The sequence below is a fragment of the Niveibacterium microcysteis genome (assembly GCF_017161445.1).
Taxonomy (GTDB): Bacteria; Pseudomonadota; Gammaproteobacteria; order Burkholderiales; family Rhodocyclaceae; genus Niveibacterium; species Niveibacterium microcysteis.
On record NZ_CP071060.1, the window covers coordinates 4,346,910 to 4,370,490 of the forward strand.

26 protein-coding genes are annotated in these 23,581 nt (G+C 61.2%); 10 read left to right on the forward strand and 16 right to left on the reverse strand.

Annotated elements, in window-relative coordinates; translation table 11 throughout:
• Positions 1 to 326: 326 nt before the first annotated feature.
• From JY500_RS19675 to glmS, 13 genes are all read right to left on the reverse strand, one after another.
• A complete protein-coding gene (locus JY500_RS19675) occupies positions 327 to 761 on the reverse strand; it encodes a hypothetical protein (RefSeq protein WP_206254294.1) in 435 nt (144 codons plus the stop codon).
• A gap of 557 nt (positions 762 to 1,318) precedes the next feature.
• Positions 1,319 to 1,657: a hypothetical protein gene (locus JY500_RS19680; protein ID WP_206254295.1), complete on the reverse strand. Its 339-nt coding sequence runs from the start codon at positions 1,655 to 1,657 to the stop codon at positions 1,319 to 1,321.
• A gap of 113 nt (positions 1,658 to 1,770) precedes the next feature.
• Positions 1,771 to 2,205: a hypothetical protein gene (locus tag JY500_RS19685; protein ID WP_206254296.1), complete on the reverse strand. Its 435-nt coding sequence runs from the start codon at positions 2,203 to 2,205 to the stop codon at positions 1,771 to 1,773.
• Between the two features lie 86 nt (positions 2,206 to 2,291).
• Positions 2,292 to 2,714, reverse strand: coding sequence for a hypothetical protein (locus tag JY500_RS19690; RefSeq protein WP_206254297.1), 423 nt, complete (start codon positions 2,712 to 2,714; stop codon positions 2,292 to 2,294).
• A 653-nt stretch (positions 2,715 to 3,367) separates the two neighbouring features.
• Positions 3,368 to 3,775: a hypothetical protein gene (locus JY500_RS19695; RefSeq protein WP_206254298.1), complete on the reverse strand. Its 408-nt coding sequence runs from the start codon at positions 3,773 to 3,775 to the stop codon at positions 3,368 to 3,370.
• Positions 3,776 to 3,962: 187 nt separating this feature from the next.
• The gene (locus JY500_RS19700) at positions 3,963 to 4,376 is read right to left on the reverse strand and encodes a hypothetical protein (RefSeq protein WP_206254299.1); all 414 of its coding nucleotides are present in this window, start codon (positions 4,374 to 4,376) and stop codon (positions 3,963 to 3,965) included.
• 124 nt (positions 4,377 to 4,500) lie between these two features.
• The gene (locus JY500_RS19705; protein ID WP_206254300.1) at positions 4,501 to 5,022 is read right to left on the reverse strand and encodes a hypothetical protein; all 522 of its coding nucleotides are present in this window, start codon (positions 5,020 to 5,022) and stop codon (positions 4,501 to 4,503) included.
• 91 nt (positions 5,023 to 5,113) lie between these two features.
• Positions 5,114 to 5,611, reverse strand: a complete 498-nt coding sequence (locus JY500_RS19710; protein WP_206254301.1) for a HEPN domain-containing protein — start codon at positions 5,609 to 5,611, stop codon at positions 5,114 to 5,116.
• A gap of 584 nt (positions 5,612 to 6,195) precedes the next feature.
• The gene (locus JY500_RS19715; RefSeq protein ID WP_206254302.1) at positions 6,196 to 6,696 is read right to left on the reverse strand and encodes a hypothetical protein; all 501 of its coding nucleotides are present in this window, start codon (positions 6,694 to 6,696) and stop codon (positions 6,196 to 6,198) included.
• 78 nt (positions 6,697 to 6,774) lie between these two features.
• Entirely contained in the window at positions 6,775 to 7,122 is a 348-nt protein-coding gene (locus JY500_RS19720) for a hypothetical protein (RefSeq protein ID WP_206254303.1), read from the reverse strand.
• A 118-nt stretch (positions 7,123 to 7,240) separates the two neighbouring features.
• On the reverse strand, positions 7,241 to 7,612 hold the full coding sequence (locus JY500_RS22460) for an energy transducer TonB (protein ID WP_425493211.1): 372 nt from the start codon (positions 7,610 to 7,612) through the stop codon (positions 7,241 to 7,243).
• A gap of 694 nt (positions 7,613 to 8,306) precedes the next feature.
• Positions 8,307 to 8,738 (reverse strand): HAD domain-containing protein, encoded by a 432-nt coding sequence (locus JY500_RS19730; protein WP_206254305.1) that lies wholly within the window; start codon positions 8,736 to 8,738, stop codon positions 8,307 to 8,309.
• Between the two features lie 654 nt (positions 8,739 to 9,392).
• Positions 9,393 to 11,222 (reverse strand): glutamine--fructose-6-phosphate transaminase (isomerizing), encoded by a 1,830-nt coding sequence (gene glmS, locus JY500_RS19735; RefSeq protein ID WP_172202565.1) that lies wholly within the window; start codon positions 11,220 to 11,222, stop codon positions 9,393 to 9,395.
• A 141-nt stretch (positions 11,223 to 11,363) separates the two neighbouring features.
• On the opposite strand from glmS, the gene JY500_RS19740 reads away from it, so the two are divergent.
• Positions 11,364 to 11,858, forward strand: coding sequence for an Lrp/AsnC family transcriptional regulator (locus JY500_RS19740; protein ID WP_172202564.1), 495 nt, complete (start codon positions 11,364 to 11,366; stop codon positions 11,856 to 11,858).
• Here JY500_RS19740 and JY500_RS19745 read toward each other — a convergent pair.
• From JY500_RS19745 to glmU, 3 genes are read right to left on the reverse strand one after another with little or no spacing between them, the layout of a single operon-like run.
• Entirely contained in the window at positions 11,844 to 12,362 is a 519-nt protein-coding gene (locus JY500_RS19745) for a GNAT family N-acetyltransferase (RefSeq protein WP_206254306.1), read from the reverse strand. The genes JY500_RS19740 and JY500_RS19745 overlap by 15 nt on opposite strands.
• A gap of 49 nt (positions 12,363 to 12,411) precedes the next feature.
• Positions 12,412 to 13,236, reverse strand: coding sequence for a substrate-binding periplasmic protein (locus JY500_RS19750; protein WP_206254307.1), 825 nt, complete (start codon positions 13,234 to 13,236; stop codon positions 12,412 to 12,414).
• 5 nt (positions 13,237 to 13,241) lie between these two features.
• Positions 13,242 to 14,603, reverse strand: a complete 1,362-nt coding sequence (gene glmU / locus JY500_RS19755; RefSeq protein ID WP_206254308.1) for a bifunctional UDP-N-acetylglucosamine diphosphorylase/glucosamine-1-phosphate N-acetyltransferase GlmU — start codon at positions 14,601 to 14,603, stop codon at positions 13,242 to 13,244.
• A 186-nt stretch (positions 14,604 to 14,789) separates the two neighbouring features.
• Here glmU and JY500_RS19760 point away from each other — a divergent pair, with 186 nt between their 5' ends.
• The 9 genes from JY500_RS19760 to JY500_RS19800 all read left to right on the forward strand — a co-directional run bounded on the left by JY500_RS19760 (position 14,790) and on the right by JY500_RS19800 (position 23,571).
• The gene (locus JY500_RS19760; protein ID WP_206254309.1) at positions 14,790 to 16,196 is read left to right on the forward strand and encodes a bifunctional enoyl-CoA hydratase/phosphate acetyltransferase; all 1,407 of its coding nucleotides are present in this window, start codon (positions 14,790 to 14,792) and stop codon (positions 16,194 to 16,196) included.
• 111 nt (positions 16,197 to 16,307) lie between these two features.
• On the forward strand, positions 16,308 to 16,886 hold the full coding sequence (locus JY500_RS19765; RefSeq protein WP_206254310.1) for a DJ-1/PfpI family protein: 579 nt from the start codon (positions 16,308 to 16,310) through the stop codon (positions 16,884 to 16,886).
• Positions 16,887 to 16,967: 81 nt separating this feature from the next.
• Positions 16,968 to 17,339: a ribbon-helix-helix domain-containing protein gene (locus tag JY500_RS19770; RefSeq protein ID WP_206254311.1), complete on the forward strand. Its 372-nt coding sequence runs from the start codon at positions 16,968 to 16,970 to the stop codon at positions 17,337 to 17,339.
• Positions 17,340 to 17,450: 111 nt separating this feature from the next.
• Positions 17,451 to 18,275 (forward strand): undecaprenyl-diphosphate phosphatase, encoded by an 825-nt coding sequence (locus JY500_RS19775; RefSeq protein WP_172202557.1) that lies wholly within the window; start codon positions 17,451 to 17,453, stop codon positions 18,273 to 18,275.
• Positions 18,276 to 18,434: 159 nt separating this feature from the next.
• Entirely contained in the window at positions 18,435 to 19,022 is a 588-nt protein-coding gene (locus JY500_RS19780) for a PEP-CTERM sorting domain-containing protein (RefSeq protein ID WP_172202556.1), read from the forward strand.
• A gap of 56 nt (positions 19,023 to 19,078) precedes the next feature.
• Positions 19,079 to 19,648 carry a YqiA/YcfP family alpha/beta fold hydrolase gene (locus JY500_RS19785; protein ID WP_206254312.1) on the forward strand — a complete coding sequence of 190 codons (570 nt, stop codon included), beginning with the start codon at positions 19,079 to 19,081 and terminating at the stop codon, positions 19,646 to 19,648.
• Positions 19,645 to 20,532, forward strand: a complete 888-nt coding sequence (gene rarD / locus JY500_RS19790) for an EamA family transporter RarD (RefSeq protein WP_206254313.1) — start codon at positions 19,645 to 19,647, stop codon at positions 20,530 to 20,532. Before JY500_RS19785 ends, rarD begins: the two co-directional genes overlap by 4 nt.
• A gap of 60 nt (positions 20,533 to 20,592) precedes the next feature.
• Positions 20,593 to 22,500, forward strand: coding sequence for a ribonuclease catalytic domain-containing protein (locus JY500_RS19795; protein WP_206254314.1), 1,908 nt, complete (start codon positions 20,593 to 20,595; stop codon positions 22,498 to 22,500).
• Positions 22,501 to 22,524: 24 nt separating this feature from the next.
• Positions 22,525 to 23,571 carry an energy transducer TonB gene (locus tag JY500_RS19800; RefSeq protein ID WP_206254315.1) on the forward strand — a complete coding sequence of 349 codons (1,047 nt, stop codon included), beginning with the start codon at positions 22,525 to 22,527 and terminating at the stop codon, positions 23,569 to 23,571.
• Positions 23,572 to 23,581: the final 10 nt, after the last annotated feature.

Here is a 23,581-nt window from a genome sequence, read left to right on the forward strand (position 1 = left end):
CCGAATAAGCTGGCCTGCGGCAACCGCACCACCCAAGACGAAGCATGCCGAAGAGAAGTTTCGCCAATGGTCTGTGGCCACCCGACCCGGCAGCCATGCTTCGAGCGCGTTTACCGAGCCGATAGCTAATGCCCATGGCAGCACGAATGCGGAAACGAACAGCAACGCCCACCGCCAGCCACCTTGTGTCGGGGTTGCTGCGGTGTATTCGTTTTGACTCTCGGTACCAGGCATAGGGGTACGCCTAACGTTGGACGTAACGGGCGCCGGAGCGCAGCGGAGGGAACCAAACTGCGCAGCAGTTTGGCGTCCCGTTGACGGACTGGTTAGGCCGCACCGTTGTCCCCTTGAGGCGAGCGTTCAGGGAAAGATATGCCGTACCGGGATAGCACTTCTTTGCTTGGATTGAACGGAAGAAAGAAATACTTGGCAATTGGGATGACGGAGAGTGCGTACTTCCAGCTCGGAAAACGTTGAACAGCTGCCTCAATTTCAGCAAAGCCGGATTCGTCGGGGGTCGCGCCAAACTGGAGAATCCAGACATCAACGACGGGTGTTTGCATCAAATAGAGACGGTTCCGAAAGAGGAAATACGCCTCGAAGTCGTCGGTCAAAGCCCATGACTTCTTCGCAATGACTTGCAATCCGTTGAGCGACTCAAGATGCCACATTAGCGTCGATGCCGGCGCGAGCTCCTGAGCGACCTCAAGGGCTAGTGACGCATCTCTCGTAGGGCTGAGGCGGCGGGTTTCCAGCGGCATTTGCGGCCTAACGTTGGACGTAACGGGCGCCGGAGCGCAGCGGAGGGAACCAAAATGCGCAGCATTTTGGCGTCCCGTTGACGGACTTGTTAGCCAGCGGCGGCATTGCGCAGCTCACCGTTAACGAACAAGACGGCGCCGGTTGGTGTGACGACGTAACGGACGGTAGCTTTTTCGGGAACGCTCCCAAACGAAATGCCGTCGACGGTGACTTTGCCATCACTAACTGTTACGTGGTGATGCGCGACTGAAATTGACCCGTTGCCGGTAACTGACCCCTCAACGCTTTTCGTTTCGCCGGCCGACGAAGATACCGAACTGGATGATGAGTTTGGGCCAGTGCTCTCTGCGCATGCCGAGAGACCGAGCAATGCCAAAATGGCGGACACGACTAACAGCCTCTGCATACTGACCGCTTTCATTTTCTTGTTGCTGGCTAACGTTGGACGTAACGGGCGCCGGAGCGCAGCGGAGGGAACCAAACTGCGCAGCAGTTTGGCGTCCCGTTGACGGACTTGTTGGGCGTCACGGTAGGCAGTTCGATGACGCTCAGACTGCTACCGCCTATCCGGCCAGTCATGGTGGAAATAGGCCGCCAAATTGTCGTTGCCATCGTAGACCTCGAACCGATGCCTTATACCAACAGCCGCCAGTGCGTTCGACACAAGCCTACTGTCCGTGATCATTTTCTCCGTTGTTTCTGCGTCAGCGACAATACATGGTTGGCTGATATCGCCGCCGTATTGTTCGAAGGAAGAGCGTTCGCAGCCTTCAACGCGGACAGAATATCTCCCAATATGCACACGAAGCCCGGCAGAAGTGAGCACGCGCGCCAACTCTTCCTTCGGGGGCCAACTAGATAGCTGCCCGGAGAGGGTTGCGAATTCTTCGTTCATGACGCCCAACGTTGGAAGTAACGGGCACCGAGGCGCAGCCGAGGGGACCCAAATGCGTAGCATTTGGGTGTCCCGTTGACTGACTTGTTAGCCATAGTGCCGATTAGAGAAGGTTAAACGTACAGGTCTTTGACGATGGCCGTGGATGTGGACGGTTGAACCAAAACACGCACAGGCTGGCCGATAGCTAAGGACATGACGCGCTTCGATTTATGGACTGCCGTCCAGCCATTCATAGGCTTTCCGTTCATTTCAAACTGGAACTCGAGGCGCCCTCGGTCGCGAACGATCTGCACCCAAGTGATTTGACCCGCGACCTCAGTGCCGTGGGCAAAGAGATTGAAGATGCGTTTTGCGCGCCAAATCAGAATCACCGCGAGCGTCGCGGAAATCACCGTTGCCAGGGCGACGTAAAACGAAACCTCGCTTGGATCCAGCCGCTTCAGGACGGGAAATGCCGTGAAGATAACCCAAACGACCGGAATGCCGAGCGCACAAGCCAACGCGGGCCAGTCGTTCCAGATGATTGCGCGAACAGAGGGTTTCATATGGCTAACGTTGGACGTAACGGGCGCCGGAGCGCAGCGGAGGGAACCAAACTGCGCAGCAGTTTGGCGTCCCGTTGACGGACTTGTTAGCCCGCATAGCGCTTGAACCATGGAAGCGCTACAGCCCGAGAAAGTTGGGCGACTTCGAATTCAAACCCAAACGACACCGAGTGCCAGAAGGCGCTGTTTTCGCGCTGGACCTCGTAGCCGGTAGTGCCATGAACGGCGATGTTGCCACGCGAAGTAACCGACGATACGACGAGCGTGAGTTCGTTTGGTGAGATGGATTTGAGCGTTGCTTCACCACGAAGGGTGCGCTCAAGCTCCACGAGCTTGGAGCAGAAGGATCTGAGACTTGGGCCGACAACCCAAAGGTCGTTGTGCCCGGCGAACCCATTTGAGTTCACCGCAACCGTCAGATAGGCGTCGGCTCCCATTTGCGGTTCGGAATTTCCGTCTGAGGCAAGTGTCAATTCGAAAGCGTCGTCGCCGTTTGAAAAGCGGACCATATTTGTGTGCGGGCTAACGTTGGACGTAACGGGCGCCGGAGCGCAGCGGAGGGAACCAAACTGCGCAGCAGTTTGGCGTCCCGTTGACGGACTTGTTAGGCCGCCGCTGCCGCAAACTCTCCACGGAAATGCTCAGCATGAGCCGTCGTTCCCGTGCAGAAACTCTGGAACGCCCTTCTTTCCGCAACCCTTTACGCAGATGTACTTCTCGCCCAGTTCGTTCACGTCCGTTGAACAATTGTTCTGACTACGACCGAAGTGCGTTCTCTGGTAAGTGGCGCCGGCTAGTGGTGTGTTGCCACCCTTTCGACAAGTGAAGCCGTTGCTAGTAAGGCTGCATTCATTCTTGAACAGATACGTACGCTGCGCAGAAACGCGTCCAGGATTCACCTTCCAGACCAGTATTTGCGTTTCTGGTTCGCACTCATTGTTTATTGAAATATGGATGCCATCAACTTCGGCGTGCGCAATATCGCCATCGCATGCTGCAAACGCGGGCAACAACCCGGGAATCAGCGTCAGTAGGACTAGAAGGAGTAGCCGCATGTTGGCCTAACGTTGGACGTAACGGGCGCCGAGGCGCAGCCGAGGGAACCCAAATGCGCAGAATTTGGGTGTCCCGTTGACGGACTTGTTAGGCGCCACTCGCAACCCTAATGGAGCGATGCTGCCAATTTCAGAGCGGACTGCATCTCTGTTCTGAGCCAACTTTCGTTGGTGGCCTGATGCGCATAAGTCGCACACATTGATTTTGCTTGCGCGTCGTTAAGTTTGGCGAAAGTGTTCAGCACGGCGGTAGCACCCAAAGGTTGTGCCCCCGTGAGCGCTAGTAGAGCGCCTACACCGGATTGAAGAGAATTCGAGCTCTCTGGGTTCTTTAGTTTCTCATAGGCCGATTGCTCAACATCAACCGCAGCCTGCTGGAGTTCGCCCAAAAGAGCTTGATTAGCAGCCCGCCACTTCGCAATAGACTGGCTGAATTGCTTGCCTTCTGTGGGCGCCCGTGCAGTGCAAACCTGCTCTTGGACGACGAGCATTTCATCCGCGTACAGCATTGCCAAGCCTGACTCCTCGCCCGGAGAGTGAGCCGAGGAGACTGCGGGGAGTAAGGTGCAGAGCAGAGCTAGTTTTCTCATGTTTCGATAGAGATGAAATTAGAAGTGTGCCTAACGTTGGACGTAACGGGCGCCGGAGCGCAGCGGAGGGCACCAAACTGCGCAGCAGTTTGGCGTCCCGTTGACGGACTTGTTAGCCGGCGCTGAACAGAGTTTTGTCATGGTCTGCTAAGTGGCGAAACGCAAGTGTGCTTCCCTCCTCGAAGTTCAGCGTAGCACCGACTTCCGTCGAAGCTCCCCAATACTCGACGGACGCTAGATTGCGGCCAACGACGCCCGGCATCTCCGATAGGTTTACCAAAACAAGTGCACTTGAGTCGGTGTGGTTTACCGGCACTGTCGGTTGGTCAGACGAGCGCCAAAATATCGTGTTGCCATCGAAATAGAGCCGAACCCACTTACCAGAGAACTCGAAATAGGCGACGTTCGCAGGGTCTGCGACCTCACCGTGCTCTTGATGCTGCAATAGGCAGAACGATGTGCATTTACAACCGACGATCGGCGGTTGTTCACCATTGAGCGAGTAGAGCGGAGTGCCGGTGGTCATCGAGACGGCTAACGTTGGACGTAACGGGCGCCGAAGCGCAGCGGAGGGAACCAAAATGCGCTGCATTTTGGCGTCCCGTTGACGGACTTGTTAGAGCAGCATGCCGAAAGGCGCACTCGTGGCGTCATATTAGTGGGGGGGGCAGAAGATCGCCGTCTTGGGCAATGCCTTCAAGATCGAGCGATCCTTCAGGGTAGGCGTCGCACTCGAGGAGCGCCACATTGCTACTGTAAAAAGCTTTGCCAACTGCAACATTGCCGGCTTGGACTCCGCCAGAGATGCCATTCAAGTCTTCTGCACCGTCGGTAGCCGAAAGGGTGTAGAAATATGGCCCGCTTCTAAATCCTATCTCAATTAGGGAGCTATGGTATGGATGAAGCCGACGCCAATAGAACTGCGCCTGAGATCGTGAGCGCGACTTAGGAAATACCAGTTCAGGGGCTTTCCCGGGAGCGCCAAAGCGGTACTGCAAATAGCCGACGTCTCGTTTGAGGTTCGGTGAGGCGCAAACTGAAGCGATTCGGTTGCTTCGTTTGACCTTGCAGTTGAACACTACCGCCTCTTCCGTCGTACAGAGGGACGCCGCATTCGAGGCGCCGCACAGAAGTACAACTAAGGCAAAAGCGAAGGAGCGCCAGAGAATCATTGGGTTGCTCTAACGTTGGACGTAACGGGCGCCGGAGCGCAGCGACGGGGACCAAACTGCGCAGCAGTTTGGCGTCCCGTTGACGGACTTGTTAGAGCACATTTGGCAGTCCTCTTGGCGGGTATCCGACTTCGGTACCGATGGCCTGAAGCAGCCTAATTGCTGCACGCTTTAGGGGGCCGAACGCCGGATAGGTTTTCATGCCGGTGACAATATATTGAAGTTGTTTTGTTCTGTATAGATCGTCAAGAATCTCAATGGTCTCTAGTTCCTCGGAAGAAAGGGCGACCAGAGAAAGCAGGCCTAGCTCCTTTGACTTGCGGAGTGCGTCGTGAAGATTGTGACCATAGTCGAACCGCAGCTTCCTAAGGGTGACACCTCTAGAAAGAAGAAAAGCTTTAAGCGACAGTTCAATGGATTGCCCAACCAGGAATAGAACCGGAATAGGTGGAACAAGTTTAAAGGCTGGCTCCTTTCCAAGGCTTTCATCTGTGGCAATTGCGGCCAACATGAACTCGCAAGCATAGCGACACATGCCAATTGGTGTTGTACGGGTTTCGTCGCCGTGAATTGCGTTTGGTGGATTCATGTGCTCTAACGTTGGACGTAACGGGCGCCGGAGCGCAGCGGAGGGAACCAAAGTGCGCAGCACTTTGGCGTCCCGTTGACGGACTTGTTAGCGTGGCGAGGACGCGTGGGGCTAGTTTGCATGTGATACCGCGACGCTTGCTATGGCGCCACCAGGCGAAACTGTGACGACCACCCGTAGTAGTTCGTCGGAGAAAACGCCCTCCCGGTATACGTAAATGCAGTCGATGCGTTCCGCTGTCCGCAGAGCGCATGACTTAGGTGGGTGGGTCATGTCGAGTGCAAACGCCGCAACTGGCTTGCCAACCAGGAATGAATTTGCGTGTTGATTGATCGCCGCGATTGAGATCGTCTTCGCTTGCTGATCTGTAACCCCCAGAGCGGAGAGTAGTTCTTCTTCGGACGTTTCGCAGTTGCAGGCGCAACCACAAACGACCGACATTATAAGGATTGGTACGAGCGCGGCTGTCCCCGGGATGCTCATGTGTTCACGCTAACGTTGGACGTAACGGGCGCCTGAGCGCAGCGAAGGGAACCAAACTGCGCAGCAGTTTGGCGTCCCGTTGACGGACTGGTTAGAAATAGTCACTCAGCCACCTGCCGCCCAGCGATGTAGACGGCGATACGGCCAGATAGGGCGACAAGGGCGGCCGAAAACGCCATCTGAGCGATAACGGCGTAGACATCGGCCCGGGCTTCCGGCGTGAGGCTGGAGAAGTAGGAGGCACTTCCAGGAACAATCATTGCTCGAAATACGATAGAGGCAACGTAGCTGAGCGACGACCAGAAAAACCAGAGGCCGATTAATGCGCAGCCGATCCGTGCCGCTTCAAAGCCAGGCACACGAACAACATTGTCGAAGTTGGTGCGCGGGATGATCTTGTGCGCGACTGCCATAGGGAACAGCCAGAGACCTAGGGCCAGTGCCAAATAGATGCCACCGTAGACTAGAGCGCTCGGAAGTTGATCGCCTAGGTTGGCGGAAGTAAGTTGGTGCGGGACGATGAAAAAGTAGTTGGCTGAACTCGCCGCACATAGGACGGCAAATAGACGAACTGCAATCGCGACAATTTGCTGAGGCGTCATGGCTATTTCTAACGTTTGACATGAGCGGCGGCTGGAAGCGTGCGAAGCACGCTGGAAGACGTCCGCTCGATGGAATGGTTAGGCATTTTGTTCGACGACGAGAAGGTTGTCTCTTCCCGCGAACTGAAACGCCTCTGGGCCGCGAATGGCGCTTTCACTGCTGAGCACATGAAGGCTCGCACCGCCTTCGAATGAAAGCGATAGAGCGCACTGCTCAGCTTGCTCGACTTGAACTGCGCGTTGACCGATGAGATTGACGAGACCGTCGCAGAAACCGGGAGAACCTTGAGAAATCTGGACTCCGCGAAACACAAGTTTGGCGATGTTGTAGACGGAGAACACCTCATCCTGGAACACCAGTTGCACGTAGTCGTGAACGAAAACGACTTGCGACAGTGGTGCGACTGGGCTGAGCTTTGATGACATGGATCAAATGCCTAACGTTGGACGTAACGGGCGCCGGAGCGCAGCGGAGGGGACCAAAATGCGTAGCATTTTGGCGTCCCGTTGACGGACTTGTTGGGCATCGACGCCGCCTGAATCTCTATTCGAGGCGCCATTCGAAATTAAGAGCCGTTGCTTGCTCGACAAATTTGCCATCCTTCTCGAATGGTTTGAAGCAGGCGTTCGTGATTGCGGCAACCGCCGCTCCATCAAGCAGAGGAAAGCCGCTTGACTTGGCGACGGTTACCCGCCGCGGCCGACCCTCAGAGGTAATCAAGAACTCCAGACCGACAGTTCCTTGCTCCATGCGACGTGCCGACTCGGCGGGATATCGTGGTGCCTCGCAATTGCACGGCGGTACAGCCGTTGTTTTTGGGCATTCCGGTATTGGTTTGGGCGGTGAGTCGGCATGCGCTGGCGAGACAACCAATGTGAACAGTGCAAGGCTAGCAAGCGTAGGAGTAAATCGCATATTCAGTGACAGATTTGAGATGCCCAACGTTAAGTAGACCTCAAAACGAGGTTTTATTGGGATATTGATCAAACAGCAGAGGCGTGGAAGTGGCTGATATCAAAACATTTAATCGCGACGCTGGTTATCAGCATGATGAATATCCTGGGTGGACCGCAATAGCCTGCTCCGTACATCCAGAGTCCGTGATGCTTGCCTCGCTGCCGGCCCTGTTTCGGATGCTACGAGAGCGCGCCGCCGCGCGGTTGATCCAACTTGCCTTCCTGTGAATTCTTACTCGGAAGATGGCTTGGTCACCCGCTTGCGTTCAGGGTTGCTCAGGTGGCAGCGTCGAACGTCTTGAGACGTGCGAACGTCGGCCGGACAGCGCTGGCGGCCGGACGGGAGGCTTCCGGTCGGCTAACGGCGAGGCGGGTAGCCGTTATGTCGAAGCGCGGGAAGGCCGGGGGCCGACCGTTCGGTGGATTTGCAATGTTGCGACAGACGGCTTTGGGTCGAATCCAAACGGCACCAGGCTTATGGAGCTGACATTCGCAAGCCCAGCGCTCGCTGGCGCAGGAACGTCGGCTAAGGCCGAAACTCGGACGATAATGGAACGATAGGCTTATTGGGGCCGACTAACACGTCGCCGGTCAAAGTGGCCTTTGCAGTTTATGAAATGGAATGATGGGCGCTAAAGTGCAAGGGTGTCCCCTCACGACGTACGAAAGTGTTGCTGCAACGCTTCGATACTCTCCGGCGTCAAACCAACCCTTGAGTCGCAAACAATCACCCGTTCTCGCGTCGCGAACAACGTGGGTTCGTCATCCAATGCGATCCATGCGGCGTCCGTTCGTCCGTTGGTGTCAAGCCACATCCGGCATTCGCGCTCACGCACGGCGGCCGGTGCCGGCTCCAGCGCTGCCCGCGGAAAGATCGGCGTTGCTCCAATCACGCGTTCGGCAATCGTGGCAGTTAGTTTTGAACGCAGCACAGCCAAGGGGAATATCTGGCGCCAGCTGGTCGACAGGACGATCTCTACGTCGCATTGTTCGGCCAGAAAGGTATCGAGTAGATGCGCCCTGGTGAACTTCTCCGCCTTGTTGAGCGGGTGTAGCACTCCGTCGAAATCAAGGAACAGGATCATGAGAGCACAACCACTATCGCCAGGTCGATGCTTCATTCTCGCGTATACCTCTTTCGAGTGGGCGCCCCGATGGACTCGCGACCACTAGAGTGGGCTGTCCCCGGTCGGCTAGGCAAACCCGGTCCCGTCGCGAGCAAGACGGGCCACACGTCCCCTACGGTAACGATTGTCCGCTATCGCACAAAGCGGCGGACTGCAGAATTCAGAGCTGACATTCGCCCGCTCTGAGATCGCTGACGCTTTAAGGTGAACTAAGGCCGCTCCGTGTCAGTGGCGGCTCGTAACGAGCGGCCTTTCCAGTCCGAAAACAGCCAAGGAGCTCCTGACATGGCACGCGGCAGCTAGAGGCCTACCGCGGCCATCCGAAAGGCTACGATTTTCGCTGGAGATATGCCGGCACCGACCCCTGTAACTTGGCGGCTGTGGGTCAGGCCTTCCAGGACAATCCATCAACCAGATTGCGTACAAATTCTTGACGGGATGCTTTGCCAAGCTCCATGTCAATAGGCCTAGCTCGTTGACAACCTTGGCCGCAGAACCTCACTTCGTCCCTCGCCGCGAACAGTTGCATCTACGTGCCACGACTCGACGGACTTACTTTTCCTCCGACGGACTTTCTTTTCCGGCATCAACACACCGTCCTCGCGCCAACGCTTACTCGACCGTCACACTCTTGGCCAGGTTTCTCGGCTTGTCGACGTCCGTGCCCCGCGCGCAGGCGGTGTGGTAAGCGAGCAGCTGCAGCGGTACGACGTGCAGGATCGGCGACAGCGCGCCGTAGTGCTCCGGCATGCGGATCACATGTACGCCGGGCTCGCTTTCGATGCGGGTGTCGGCGTCGGCGAACACGTAGAGTTCACCGCCGCGCGCACGCACTTCCTGCATGTTGCTCTTGAGCTTGTCGACCAGGGTGTCATTCGGCGCCACGGTTACCACCGGCATCGACGCATCAACCAGGGCTAGCGGGCCATGCTTGAGTTCGCCCGCCGGGTAGGCTTCGGCGTGGATGTAGGAGATCTCCTTCAACTTCAGAGCCCCTTCGAGCGCGATCGGGTAGTGCAGGCCGCGGCCGAGGAAGAGTGCGTTCTGCTTCTTCGCGAACTCTTCGGACCACGCCATGATCTGCGGCTCCAGTGCGAGCACTGCTTGCAGCGCGACCGGCAGGTGACGCATGGCTTTGAGGTGCGCGGCTTCGGATTCCGGCGACAGGTTGCCGCGCACTTTGGCGAGCGCCAGCGTCAGGAGGAACAAGCCTGCAAGCTGGGTAGTGAAGGCCTTGGTCGACGCCACACCGATCTCGACGCCGGCGCGAGTGATGTAGGCCAGCTTGCACTCGCGCACCATTGCCGAGGTCGATACGTTGCAGATGGTCAGCGTGTGTTCCATGCCCAGGCCGCGGGCGTGCTTGAGCGCCGCGATGGTGTCCGCCGTCTCGCCCGACTGGCTGATCGTCACGACCAGACTCTTCGGATTCGGCACGCTGTCGCGGTAGCGGTATTCGCTGGCGATCTCGACGCTCGTCGGGATCTTGGCAATTGATTCGAGCCAGTACTTCGCCGTCGAGCCCGCGTAGTAGCTGGTGCCGCAGGCGAGGATCAGCACAGAATCGATGCCCTTGAACACTGCTTCGGCGCTCTCGCCAAACAGTGTCGGCGTGATCGCCTCGACGCCTTGCAGCGTGTCACCTACAGCACGCGGCTGCTCGAAAATCTCTTTCTGCATGAAGTGACGATAGGGGCCGAGCTCTGCTGCGCCGGTGTGCGCATGAACCGTGCGCACCGGGCGTTCGACACGCACGAAACCATCGGTGCCTGCGCGTGTCTCGACCCAGTACTTGCCGAGCTGCAGGTCGACGACGTCGCCTTCTTCCAGATAGATGATCTGATCAGTCACGCCTGCAAGCGCCATTGCGTCGGAGGCAACGAAGTTCTCACCCTGGCCAACGCCCAGCACCATCGGCGAGCCCTCGCGGGCACCTACCACGCGGTGCGGTTCGTCGCGGCAGAACACCGCAATACCGTAGGCGCCCTTCAGGCGCAGCGTGGCGCGCTTGACGGCGTCGAACAGGTCGCCGTCGTACAGCGAATCAACCAGGTGAGCGATGACCTCGGTATCGGTCTGGCTATCGAACACATAGCCCTTGGTCTTGAGTTCGGCGCGCAGCTCGTCGTGGTTTTCGATGATGCCGTTATGAACCAGCGCGATGCGGTCACGCGAGAAGTGCGGGTGTGCGTTGTGCACCGCCGGGGCGCCGTGCGTCGCCCAACGCGTATGGGCAATACCGGTGAAGCCTTCAACGTTCTCGGCGTGAACTTGCGCATCGAGCTCGGCGACACGCGAGGTGCTGCGGGCGCGGCGCAGGGCACCGTTCTGATGTACCGCCACGCCACAGGAGTCGTAGCCGCGATATTCAAGCCGTTTGAGGCCCTCGACCAGAATGGGAACGATATTGCGCTGGGACACTGCACCGACGATGCCGCACATGGAGCACTCCACGTTTGAAGGAAGAAGATGGCGGCACTATAGGCACTCCCGCTTGCAACAGGCTTGCTAAGTTTTCACACTTGCGCAACATTATTGCACCGCACTACGTGCGAGAAATAATATTTCATTTAATACGGCCTCATGATCGAAAAGCACACCCCCGCCGCACTGGATGCGACCGATCTGCGCATCCTCGATCAACTTCAACGTGATTCAAGCCTGACGAACCACGCCCTTGCCGCACATGTGCACGTATCACCGGCAACCTGTCTGCGCCGGGTGCGAAAGCTGATTGATGCTGGCGTAATCGAACGCCAGGTCGCGATCCTGTCGACCGAGCATCTTGGCGCGGGCCTTACCGCGATCGTCGAAGTCACACTGGATTCGCAGTCCGCCGAGCACATGCTTGCATTTGAGACCCGAACCGAGGCTGCGGCCGAGGTGCAGCAGTGCTATCGGGTCTCCAGTGGCCCGGATTTCGTGCTGATTCTGCAGGTAGCCGACATGGCGGCCTACCAAGCGCTGGCGCACCGCCTATTCGCGGGTGACGCCAACGTACGCAACGTGCGCACCTTCTTCTCGGTAAAACGCAGCAAGTTCTCGCCGGCAATTCGCCTGCCATCAGCCCTTGGGTGATGTCGTCGCGGCGCGCGCACCCGCGTCCCGATCCGGCGCACGAACGTAGCCAAGATCGTATTCATCGGCGCTGCAGCGAACGAAGCCATGCTTTAGATAAAACGCATTCGCGGGGCTGCCGCGCAGCGCCGTCACCCGCAAGGGCAGGCCCGCCCAGTTGCTCTCATCGATCAGTGTCCGCATCACCGCGCTCCCTACGCCACGGCCCTGCGCGAAAGGCATCAGGTACAGGTGCTGCAGCACCAAGGCATGGTCAGTCCGGCGCAGCATGAAGAAGCCAACACGCTGTCCATCGCACAGGATGTGCTGGGTCATCGCCGGATCCCAACTCGCAGCAAGGCGCTGACGAGCGCGCAATGGATCAAAGCGGCCGATCTGCTCAAGGCTGCTTCGCATGGCAACAAGACGGATCTGGAGCAGCACCTCAAAATCGGCCTCGCTGGCCTGCTCGAACGTCGGCGCGCCGCCCGCGTGCAGCGGCGGCCATGCTGCGCGCATGTCCATCAGAGCGTCGGCCCGCTCACACCGCGCCGGAACGACCCAAGCCGACGCATCAAGACTTGCCCGCTTTCTGGCCAGCACCGGCGTAGCGGGCACGGCGCGCTGCCGCATCGCCAACAAAGCGGGCGAGGATGCGGGTTGTCGTGCCGTCGTCGCGCATCATCCGTACCGCCGTGGCAAGCCGTTCGGCATCGTCGCCATCCATCGGCGGCGTATGAAACGCCCAACCGCCAACTTGCGGTGCCGCGCCATCAAAGGGCAACACCGCGACGCGGTGTTCGGCGCTCAGCGCAGCAAGCTTGCCGCGATACACCAGCGGGAACTGGAACGCCGCATCGACGCGGCCAGCCACCAACTTGCGGTAGAGATCATCGATCGAGCTCGATTCATCGACACGACTCGGCCCGAGTTGGGCAAGCAAGGCCTCGATCTCCGGCCCGTAATTCATGCCGCGCACACGCCCGAACACCAGGCGCGAATCGGAGAGAACCGATTTCACCGTCGGCGGCGACGCAACGTGCGCCGTATTCACCAGCAGATCGTGCGCAAACCGCTCGGTGGGAATGAACGCATAGCCCGGCGCTGACGGCCGTTGCGTCGAATAAGCCAGGATCGCCACCTCGCCGTGCTGGCGCATGGCGCTGATCCGCGCAGCGGGCACTTCCTCAATCTTCAGGTCGCAGCCGGAACGTCGCGCGAGCTCCGCGACAAGATCTGGTACGTAGCCCTCGACGCTGTTATCGGATGCGCGACGTGCCACATCGCCGATGAGGGCAACCGGCACCGTGTAGCTCGCCTTGCAGCCCGCAGCATGGGCCAGCCCCGTCGGAAAGCAGACGAGCCCGCCCAGCAACAGCCCTGCCAGGCGCAAGCACATGGAGCTCACTTGGTGATTTTGACCGGCCGCTTCCAGCCGGGAACGGTCAGTTGTTTCGCGCGCGAAAGGGTCAAGTCACCCGCCGGCGCATCCTTGGTCAGCGTCGTACCCGCGCCAAGCGTAGCGCCCTTGCCAACGCGCACCGGCGCCACGAGTTGAGTGTCGGACCCGATGAACACCTCATCTTCGATGACCGTGCGGAACTTGTTCGCGCCGTCGTAGTTGCAGGTGATCGTGCCGGCACCAATGTTCACCTTGCTGCCGACATCCGCATCGCCGACATAGGCCAGGTGATTAGCCTTCGAGTGTGCCGCGATGGTGCTGTTCTTCACTTCGGTGAAGTTGCCGATGTGCACATCCTCAGCCAGCTTCGTACCCGGCCGCAGGCGCGCAAAGGGGCCAATAAGGCTCTTGGCGCCGACCTCAGCACCATCGAGGTGACTGAACGGATGGATCACCGCGCCGGCTGCAACCGTCACGTCCTTCAGGACACAGTTGGCGCCAATTTTCACGCCATCGCCAAGCACCACGCGCCCTTCGAAAACGCAGTTCACGTCGATCTCAACATCGCGGCCGGTCTCCAGCGTGCCGCGGATGTCGATACGCGCCGGATCGATCAGCGTGACTCCGGCCACCAACAAAGCCTGCGCCTGATTGCGCTGATGCAGGCGCTCGAGCTCAGCAAGCTGCGCCTTGTCGTTGACGCCAAGCGTTTCCCACACCGCCAGCGGTTGCGAGGTCTTCACTTCGATGCCGTCCGCCACGGCCATCGCGATGATGTCCGGCAGGTAGTACTCGCCCTGCGCATTGTCGTTGCGGATCTTGCCGAGCCAGCCGCGCAGGTGCTGCGCCTGGCAGCAGATGATGCCTGTATTCACTTCGCGAATCGTGCGTTCCGCTTCACTGGCATCCTTGTGCTCGACGATGCGCACCACGCGATGCGCGCCATCGCGCACGATGCGGCCGTAGCCGCTTGGGTCCGCCATATCGACGGTCAGCAGCGCAAAACCCTCCGCCCCCGCAGCAACAACCAGCTCGGCCAGGGTCTCGCGGCGTGTCAGCGGCACATCGCCGTAAAGAATCAGCACCGGGCCCGATTCAGGCAAATGCGGCAGCGCCTGTGCAACAGCATGGCCAGTACCGAGTTGCTCGGCCTGCAATGCCCATGCGAGATCCGGCGCGTCCAGCGCGGCCCGTACCTGTTCGCCGCCGTGGCCGTAAACCACGCACAACTTCTGCGCCCCCAGCGAGCGCGCCGTTGCAAGCACGTGCCCCAACAGCGGACGACCCGCGAGCGGCTGCAGCACCTTCGGCAAAGCGGAGCGCATGCGTTTGCCTTGGCCGGCAGCGAGAACGACGACGTGCATGGGAAGCCTTTCGGAATGCGAGATCCGGCGGATTTTAGCATCGCCAACCACCGCGCCCTCGGCGGTCTGCGTCACGACGGTGCGGCCGGCGTTTCACTTGGATCAAATCCGGCGCTCCGCACCTCGCCGCATGAGCGAAGCCGGCATAAGATGACGTTCCGCAGTGCAGCAAACCAAGAGGCCGTGATGTCTGCTGTTGCCACTGAACACATCGAAAACCGCACCTTCGACGAGATCCAGCTAGGCCAGTCCGCTCGGCTGACTCGAACACTGCGTCTGCAGGACATCCAGCTCTTTGCGGTGGCGTCGGGCGACCTCAACCCGACGCACCTCGACAGCGACTATGCGCGTGATGTCGGCTTTGCGGGTGTCGTCGCGCACAGCATGTGGGGTGGCACCCTGGTGTCTTCGCTGCTGGGCAGCAGCCTGCCTGGCCCCGGCACCGTCTATCGCAGCCAGAATCTGCGCTTTCTCGCACCGCTGAGCCTGGGGGACACGCTGACCGTCACCGTGACCTGCCGCGACAAACACGCTGCAACGCACTGTGTGACGATGAGCTGCGAGGGCATCAATCAGGATGGCGAACGCATCTTCGAAGGCGAAGCCGAGGTCATCGCGCCGACGGTAAAGGTACGCAAACCGGTGCCAGAACTGCCCGAGGTCACGGTGAACGACAGCCAGCGCCGCTACGGCAACCTGATCGCGCTGACACAAGGGCTCAGCCCGATCCGCATTGGCGTGGCATGGCCCTGCTCTGAAGATTCGCTGGTCGGCCCGCTGCAGGCGCGCGACGAAGGCCTGGTGATACCGGTGCTCGTCGGTCCGCGCGCACGCATGGAACGGCTCGCGGCGCAATACGGTGCAAGCCTTGATGGCGTTGAAATCGTCGACGCGGAGTTCGAGGCCGACGCTGCAAAACTGGCTGCGGCGCTTGCGCGCGACGGCCGCGTCGACGCGCTGATGAAGGGCAGTCTGCATACCGACACCTTCATGGGCGCGGTGGTGTCGCGCGATGCGGGACTGCGCACCGGAAGGCGTGTCAGCCACGTTTTCGTCGCCGATGTGCCGACCTACCCGCGCCCGCTGCTGATCACGGACGCCGCAATCAACATCGAGCCGACCCTGGAAGAGAAGGTCGACATCCTGCAGAACGCGATCGAGCTGGCGCAGGCGATGGGCATCACGACACCGCGGGTGGCGATTCTCTCTGCGGTGGAGATGGTCACAACCAAGATTCGCTCCACCTTCGAGGCCGCCGCGCTGTGCAAGATGGGCGACCGCGGGCAGATCCGCGGCGCGCTGCTCGATGGGCCGCTCGCCTTCGACAACGCCATCTCGATGCTCGCCGCAAAGGCCAAAGGCATCGAATCGGAAGTGGCAGGGCGGGCCGACATCCTGCTGGTTCCGGACATGGAAGCCGGCAACATGCTGGCCAAGCAACTGCACTACCTTGCCGGCGCGCTGCTCGCGGGTGTGGTGCTCGGCGCACGGGTACCGATCGTACTCACCAGCCGGGCCGATACGGCTCAGAGCCGTTCGATCTCCTGCGCGATTGCGCAATTGCTGGCTCACAAGAAACCGGTATCACTGTGAGGCTGCATTGGCAGCCCACGCGGTAACCGGTTAACACCCGCTTAGGTGAACCCAGGCGAAGAATCTCCTCACGGTCGCGCAGTCGGCCGAAACTCAACAGAGGAGACAGCCATGGGTAAGAAGATCCTGATGATGGTGGGCGATTTCGGTGAAGACTACGAAATCATGGTGCCGTTCCAGGCGCTACTCGCGGTCGGCCACACTGTGCACGCCGCCTGCCCTGACAAGAAAGCCGGCGACGCGATCGCCACCGCGATCCACGATTTCGAAGGCCAGCAGACCTACTCGGAAAAGCGCGGCCACAACTTCACCCTCAACGCCAGCTTCGCCGAAATCCGCGCCGAGAATTACGACGCGCTGGTAATCCCCGGCGGCCGCGCACCCGAGTACCTGCGCCTCAATCCGGCGGTGATCGCCGCAGTGCGGCACTTCTTCGATGCAGGCAAGCCGGTCGCCGCAATCTGCCATGGCGCGCAATTGCTGGCAGCCGCCCGCGTGCTGGAGGGCCGCACCTGCTCCGCCTATCCGGCCTGCCGCGCAGAAGTGGAACTGGCGCATGGCAAGTACGCCGAGATTGCGATCGATGCCGCAGTGACGGACGGCAATCTCGTCACCGCACCCGCGTGGCCGGCCCACCCCGCGTGGATCGCGCAGTTCCTCGCTGTGCTTGGTACGCGGATCGAGGCCTGAGCAGTAGCCCCGGCAGGGGCTACGATCTCACCCGTGGCAGGCCGCCCGGCCTGCCACGCTGCGTCCGGGGGGATCGCTCTCATGTGTCAGGTGTTCATCGGCGCCGATGCGGCGCTCTATCAGGCCCGAGCACGCTCGCTGCGCTTGCGCGGCGTATCCACGTCGATCCGGCTCGAAAACCTGTTCTGGCGCGTGCTCGAAGACATCGGCGCACGCGACGGCCTGAGCCTGTCGCAGCTGATTGCCAAGCTCTACGACGAACTCGCCGAGACCGACGGCGACCTTGGCAATTTCACATCCTTCCTGCGCGTCAGCTGCCTGCGCTACCTCTCGCTGCAGTTGCTCGGCGCGATCCCGCAGGGCAACGACATCCCGATCGCGAGCCTCGATGCGACCCGCGTGCTGGCCGCCGAACGCGCCCTGCGCAGCGCCGCAACGCAGAGTCGGATGTAGCTGCACCGCGTGCCACGCTGCACGCTACGCCGCCAAAGTCGCCCGGCGGCGACACGGGATTGTTGCAGTGCAACCGTATAATCGCCGCACCCTCTTTCTCCCGCGCTCCCCATGGACCTGCTGATTCTGTTGAAGGCGCTGATTCTCGGCGTCGTCGAAGGCCTTACCGAATTCCTGCCGATCTCGTCGACCGGCCACCTGATCCTCGCCGGGCAATTGCTCGATTTCAATGACGAGCGCGGCAAGCTGTTCGAAATCGTGATCCAGTCCGGCGCAATCTTCGCCGTGGTGCTCGAATACCGCCAGCGCCTGGTCGGCGCGTTCATGCATGCCCGCAGCGACGCGCAAGCCCTGCGTTTCCTGGTGAACGTGGCGATCGCGTTCGTGCCGCTTGCAGTACTCGGGCTGGTATTCGGCAAGCAGATCAAGGCTCACCTTTTCAATGCGCCAGTCGTGGCCTCCACCTTCATCCTTGGTGGCCTGGTAATCCTGTGGGCCGAATCGCGGCAAAAATTCACCCGCGTCGAGACGGTCGACCAGATGACTTATCTGGATGCGCTCAAGCTCGGTATCGCCCAGGCCTTTGCGCTGATCCCCGGCACCTCGCGTTCGGGCTCAACGATCATCGGCGGCATGCTGTTCGGGCTGTCGCGCAGAGCGGCGACGGAGTTCTCGTTCTTCCTCGCCATCCCGACCCTGTTCCTCGCCTCGCTCTACCAGCTCTACAAGGAACGCGCACTGCTCGCCGCGGATGATATCGGCATGTGGGCAGTCGGTTTCCTCGCTGCCTTTGCCTCCGCCTACCTGTGCGTGCGCTGGCTGCTGCGTTACATCATGACGCACGACTTCCGCCTCTTCGCCTGGTACCGCATCGCCTTCGGCCTGCTGATCCTGCTCACCTGGCAGATGGGCTGGGTTGCCTGGGTCGATCATTAATCCCGTTATCGGCCGACGATGATGTCGGCGGCATTTACATTTCTGCCATGCGGGGCCGCGGTCGCAAGACGGCGGCCCTTGTAATATCTGGGCTGCCAAGCAGCAGGTCCGGCCCTTGCTTTAGAGCTAGCCGTCCCCTCATTGGCTCCGGCAACCATCATGAAACTCGGAAAACTCATCGTCGCAATCCTTGCAAGCGCCGCGGCAACCGCGTCGTTCGCATTCCCGATCGCCCCGTTGGGCACCGAAGGCATCAAGGTCACGGTCACCTCGACGGACACGATTGTTGCTACCTACCAGGGCAACTCGGCCGGATACAGCAATGATCTTTACCTTGCGCTCAATGGACTCGGCGCGCCAGGCGACGACGGCGACCTGAGCAACGACCTGTTCCTGTTCAACAACCACGCGTCGGCGGTGGGTAGCACCGTGGCGCTCGGCAGCTTTGCAGTCGGCACCGAACTGATCTTCCGGCTTCATGTGAACAACACCGGCGATGACTTCTACACCGGCCCCAGCACGCGTAACGCCGACGGCAAGGCGCACGCTCGAGTGCAGTCGGAATGGATGCCGCACGAAGCCCTGGTGAGCTTTGAGGATCTGTTCAACACGCCGGAATACCCTGCCGGTTACAACGATCTGAGCTTCTCTTTCACAAACACGCGCGGCGCCGAAGTACCCGAACCTGGCACGCTGGCGCTGATTGGCCTTGGGCTTGCAGCCGCGGCGCTGCGTCGCCGCGCCTAAGCCGTACGTATTTTCGCCGAGAGGCAGCACGGCCCGGATGCGATAAGCTCCGGGCCGTGATCATTTATCTCCACGGTTTCCGTTCCTCGCCCGCCTCTTCGAAGGCGCAGGATCTGCATGCGCGCCTGACTGAACTCGGGCGCGGCGATGCGTTCTGGTGCGAAGCCTTGTCACACGAACCGGCGCGGGCGATCGCGCAGGCCGAGGCCGCCATTGCAGCGTCCCCGGTGCGGCCCACATTGGTCGGCAGCTCGCTGGGGGGCTTCTATGCGACCTGGCTCGCCGAGAAGCACGACCTGCGAGCGGTGCTGATCAACCCGGCCGTGTTCCCGGAAGGTTTCGACGCCACACCCTTCGTCGGTACGCATTCGAACCTCTACACCGGCGAAGTGTTCGAGTTCACCTGGGCGCATGTCGCCCAGATCGATGCCTTGCGCCTGCCCCGCATCGCTCACCCGGAACGATTCTGGCTGCTGGCGGAGGAAGCCGATGAAGTGCTCGACACTCGCGTATCGGTAGCGCGCTTCGCTGGGGCCAGACAGACCGTGCTGCCGGGCGGCGACCACAGCTTCACGCGCTGGCACGACTACATCGACGCGATCATCGATTTCGCGTCCGCACCGTGAGCGGCAAGGCCGCGCGCACCGGGCTCGCCTGCGCGCTCGGTGCTTTCAGCGTCTGGGGCCTGTCGCCGCTTTATTTCCACGCCGTCGGTTCGATTCCCGCGGGCGAGATCGTCGCGCACCGCGTGGTGTGGTCCGTGCTGCTGCTGGCCGCATGGATCGGCTGGCGACAGGGTTACGGCACGCTGCGCAGCGTGTTCGGCCAGCCGCGCCTGATCGCACTGCTCGCCCTCACCGCAAGCCTGACGAGCCTGAACTGGCTGGTCTTCGTATGGTCGGTCGGGGCCGGCCGGCTGGTCGAGTCCAGTCTTGGCTACTTCATCAACCCGCTGGTCAATGTGCTGTTCGGCCGGCTCTTCCTCGGCGAGCGGCTGCGCCCGCTGCAGCGCATCGCCGTAGCCATCGCCACAGCCGGCGTTGCGCTTAAAGTCTGGCAGACCGGCCAGCTGCCGTGGATCGCACTGTTCCTCGCCGGCACCTTCGGCACATACGGGCTGCTGCGCAAGCGAGCACCGATTGATGCGCAGAACGGCCTTTTCATCGAAACCCTGCTCGTCGCGCCAATCGCGATCGGCTACCTCGGCTGGCTGGCAGCCCAGGGCGATCTGCATTTGGGCGCGACGTCTGCCGTCACCGCGCTGCTTCCGTTCGCCGGCGTCATGACCACAATTCCGCTCGCGCTCTTTGCCGAAGCGGCACGCCGCTTGCCGCTATCGACGGTAGGCCTGGTGCAATACCTGTCGCCCACGCTGAACTTCCTGATCGCAGTCTGGGTCTTCGGCGAAGCCTTCCGGGGCGGCGATCTCGCGGCATTCGGGCTGATCTGGGCCGCGCTGGCGCTGTACTCGGCCGACGCGCTGCGCGCCGGCAAGCCCGCCACACACTGAAGCCGCCGGGGGCATCGAGCGCTCCGCTATACTTTGCGGTTTGCTTGATCTTGGGCTGCCATGCACGTGCTGTTCGAAGAGGATGGGGCCTTCAAGCCCGCCACGATCCTCACCCAAACCGATACCTCGCTTCAGGTGGAAACACCGCATGGCAAGCGGGTGAAGCTCAAGACCGCCAACGTGCTGATGCGTTTCGACCGGCCGGCGGCGGGCGACCTGATGGCCGCCGCGGAACGCGAAGCCGAAGGGCTGGAAACCGAATTCCTGTACGAAGTGTGTGGCGACGACGAATTCGCCTTCACCGATCTGGCGCAGGATTACTTCGGCCATGTGCCGAATGCGGTGGAGTCGGTCGCGCTGCTGCTCAAACTCCAGGCCTCACCGATCCACTTCCACCGCAAGGGCAAGGGCCGCTTCCGCAAGGCGCCGCCTGAGATTCTTCAAGCCGCGCTGGCCGGGCTTGAGAAGAAGCGCCTGCAGCAGGAAACCGTGGAACGCTACGCTAGCGAACTCGAAGCGGGTCGTTTGCCGCCGGAAGTCGCCGCGATCGTCACGCAACTGCTGGTCAAACCGGATCGCAACCGGCTCGAGACCAAGGGCGTGGAACTCGCCTGCGAACGCAGCGGCCGCACCCTGCCGCAACTGCTGCTCGCCTGCGCCGCCTTCCCGAACGCCCACGCCTACCACCGCGCACGCTTCCTGTCGGAGCACTTCCCCGACGGCATCGAGTTTCCGCCGCACGAAGTGCCTGCGCCGGTGCACGCGCTGTCGCGCGCCGACGTGCGCGCCTTCTCGATCGACGACGCCACCACCACCGAAATCGACGATGCGTTCTCGATCACGCCGCGCGCCGCTGGTGGCTGGCATATCGGCATCCATATCGCCGCACCGGGCATCGGCATCCCGCAGGGTGCGCCGCTCGACGCCGTGGCGCGCAAGCGTCTCTCCACGGTGTACATGCCGGGCGACAAGATCACGATGCTGCCGGACGACGCGGTGTCGGCCTACACCCTCTCCGAGGGACGTGATTGCCCGGCCGTGTCGCTGTATGTGGACGTCAATGCCGACTACTCGATCGCGGGCCATTCGAGCCGGGTCGAGATCGTGCCGGTCATCGCCAACCTGCGTCATCACGACATCGAACCCTGGTTCAACGAGACCACACTCGCCGCCGAACTGCCGAACGCACCGTGGCGCGATGAACTGAAACTGCTGTGGGAGTTCGCCACCGTGCTTGAAGCCGGCCGCGGCAAGCCTTCGGCGAACCAGAACGCCTTCGACTTCAATTTCTACGTCGACTGGGATGTGGAAACGGCTGACGGCCCCGGCCTCGTCGATATCCAGCGCCGCAAGCGCGGCTCCCCGCTCGACAAGCTGGTTGCCGAGCTGATGATCCTTGCCAACAGCACCTGGGGCCGCGTGCTGGCCGATGCCGGCATCCCTGCGATCTACCGTGCACAGACCGGCGGCCGCGTGCGCATGACCACCGCCGCCGCGCCACACGATGGCCTGGGCGTCGATTGCTATGCGTGGTCGAGCTCACCGCTGCGTCGCTACGTCGATCTAGTCAACCAGCGCCAGCTGATCGCACTGCTATCGAACGAGCCCGCCCCCTTCGGCAAAGGCTCGGCCGAACTCGCCGCCGCGATGAACGACTTTGAACTCGCGTACGCGGCCTATGCGGACTACCAGCGCCAGATGGAACGCTACTGGTGCCTGCGCTGGCTGCGTCAGAAAGGCCCGGATTACCAGCCGGAAGGGCATGTCTGGCGTGAGAACCTCGTGCGCTTCAACGACATCCCGCTGGTCGTCAAGGTGCCGTCGCTGCCCAACCTCGATGCCGGCACGCATATCCGCCTCGCGATCGAACGTTACGACGACCTCGCGCCCGACCTCGTGGCCCGCTATGTGGAGACGCTCGCGCCTGATGCCGATGTCCTGACGACGGACGAGGAAGACGGCCTGTAATCTGCGCGTTACACTCGCGTCCCGATGCCCAACGCCCAGACTCCACGCAAACCCACGACGGCCGCCCCCGCTGCCCGCACAAGCGGTGCACGGGCGCCATCGGGCGCCGCCGCCGAGGCCGCTAAGCCCGCCCCGGCTGCCGCAGCGAAGGCCACTCCGGCCAAGCCGGCTACCGCCAAGCGCCGCCGCCTGCGCCTGCCGCCAGCGACGCGCCGCATCGGCAGCGAGAACATCTTCTGGGGCGCGGTGGCCGTGTCGATCGTGCTGCATGCGGTGCTGCTTGCCCTGCAGTTCTCGATGCCGGACAACAAGGCCAATCGCCAACGCGACAAGGGCCTCGACATCGTGCTGGTCAACGCCAAGCACGCCCGCGCACCGAAAGACGCCCAGGCGCTGGCGCAAGCCAACCTGGATGGGGGCGGCAACAGCAAGACCAAGGCGCTGCCGACCACGCCGCTGCCGCCACAGGACCAGACACGCGACGGCGAGTCGCTGATGGATGCGCAGCGACGCATCGAGCAGCTCGAAGCACAGCAGCGCGAGCTGCTCAAACAGAGCAAGAGCCTCAAGCAGTCGCAGATCGATCTCGCGAAACCGCAGCAGAATCCCGAGCCCCCGAAAGTGGCTGGCTTCGAGCTGGTGGAGCACGCACGCGCGATCGCCCGCCAGGAAGCGGTGATCGACAAGAACCTGCAGGAATACGCGCAGCGGCCGCGCAAGGCCTTTGTCGGCGCACGCACCACCGAATACCGCTTCGCGCAGTACGTCGAAGACTGGCGCCAGAAGATCGAGCGTGTCGGCACGCTGAACTTCCCGCGCGACCGCAACGGCAAGATCTACGGCAGCCTGCTGATCGCCGTCGAGATCAAGTCCGACGGCTCGATCGCCAGCGCCGAGGTGCGCCGCTCGTCCGGCAATCAGGTGCTGGATGACGCCGCGATGCGAATCCTGCAGCTTGCCTCGCCGTTTGCCCCGTTCCCGGCGAACATCCGCAAGGATGTCGACGTGCTGGTGATCGCACGTACCTGGAACTTCTCGAAGGAAGGCGACGCGCTGGATGCACGGCGCTGAGCGCAAGCCA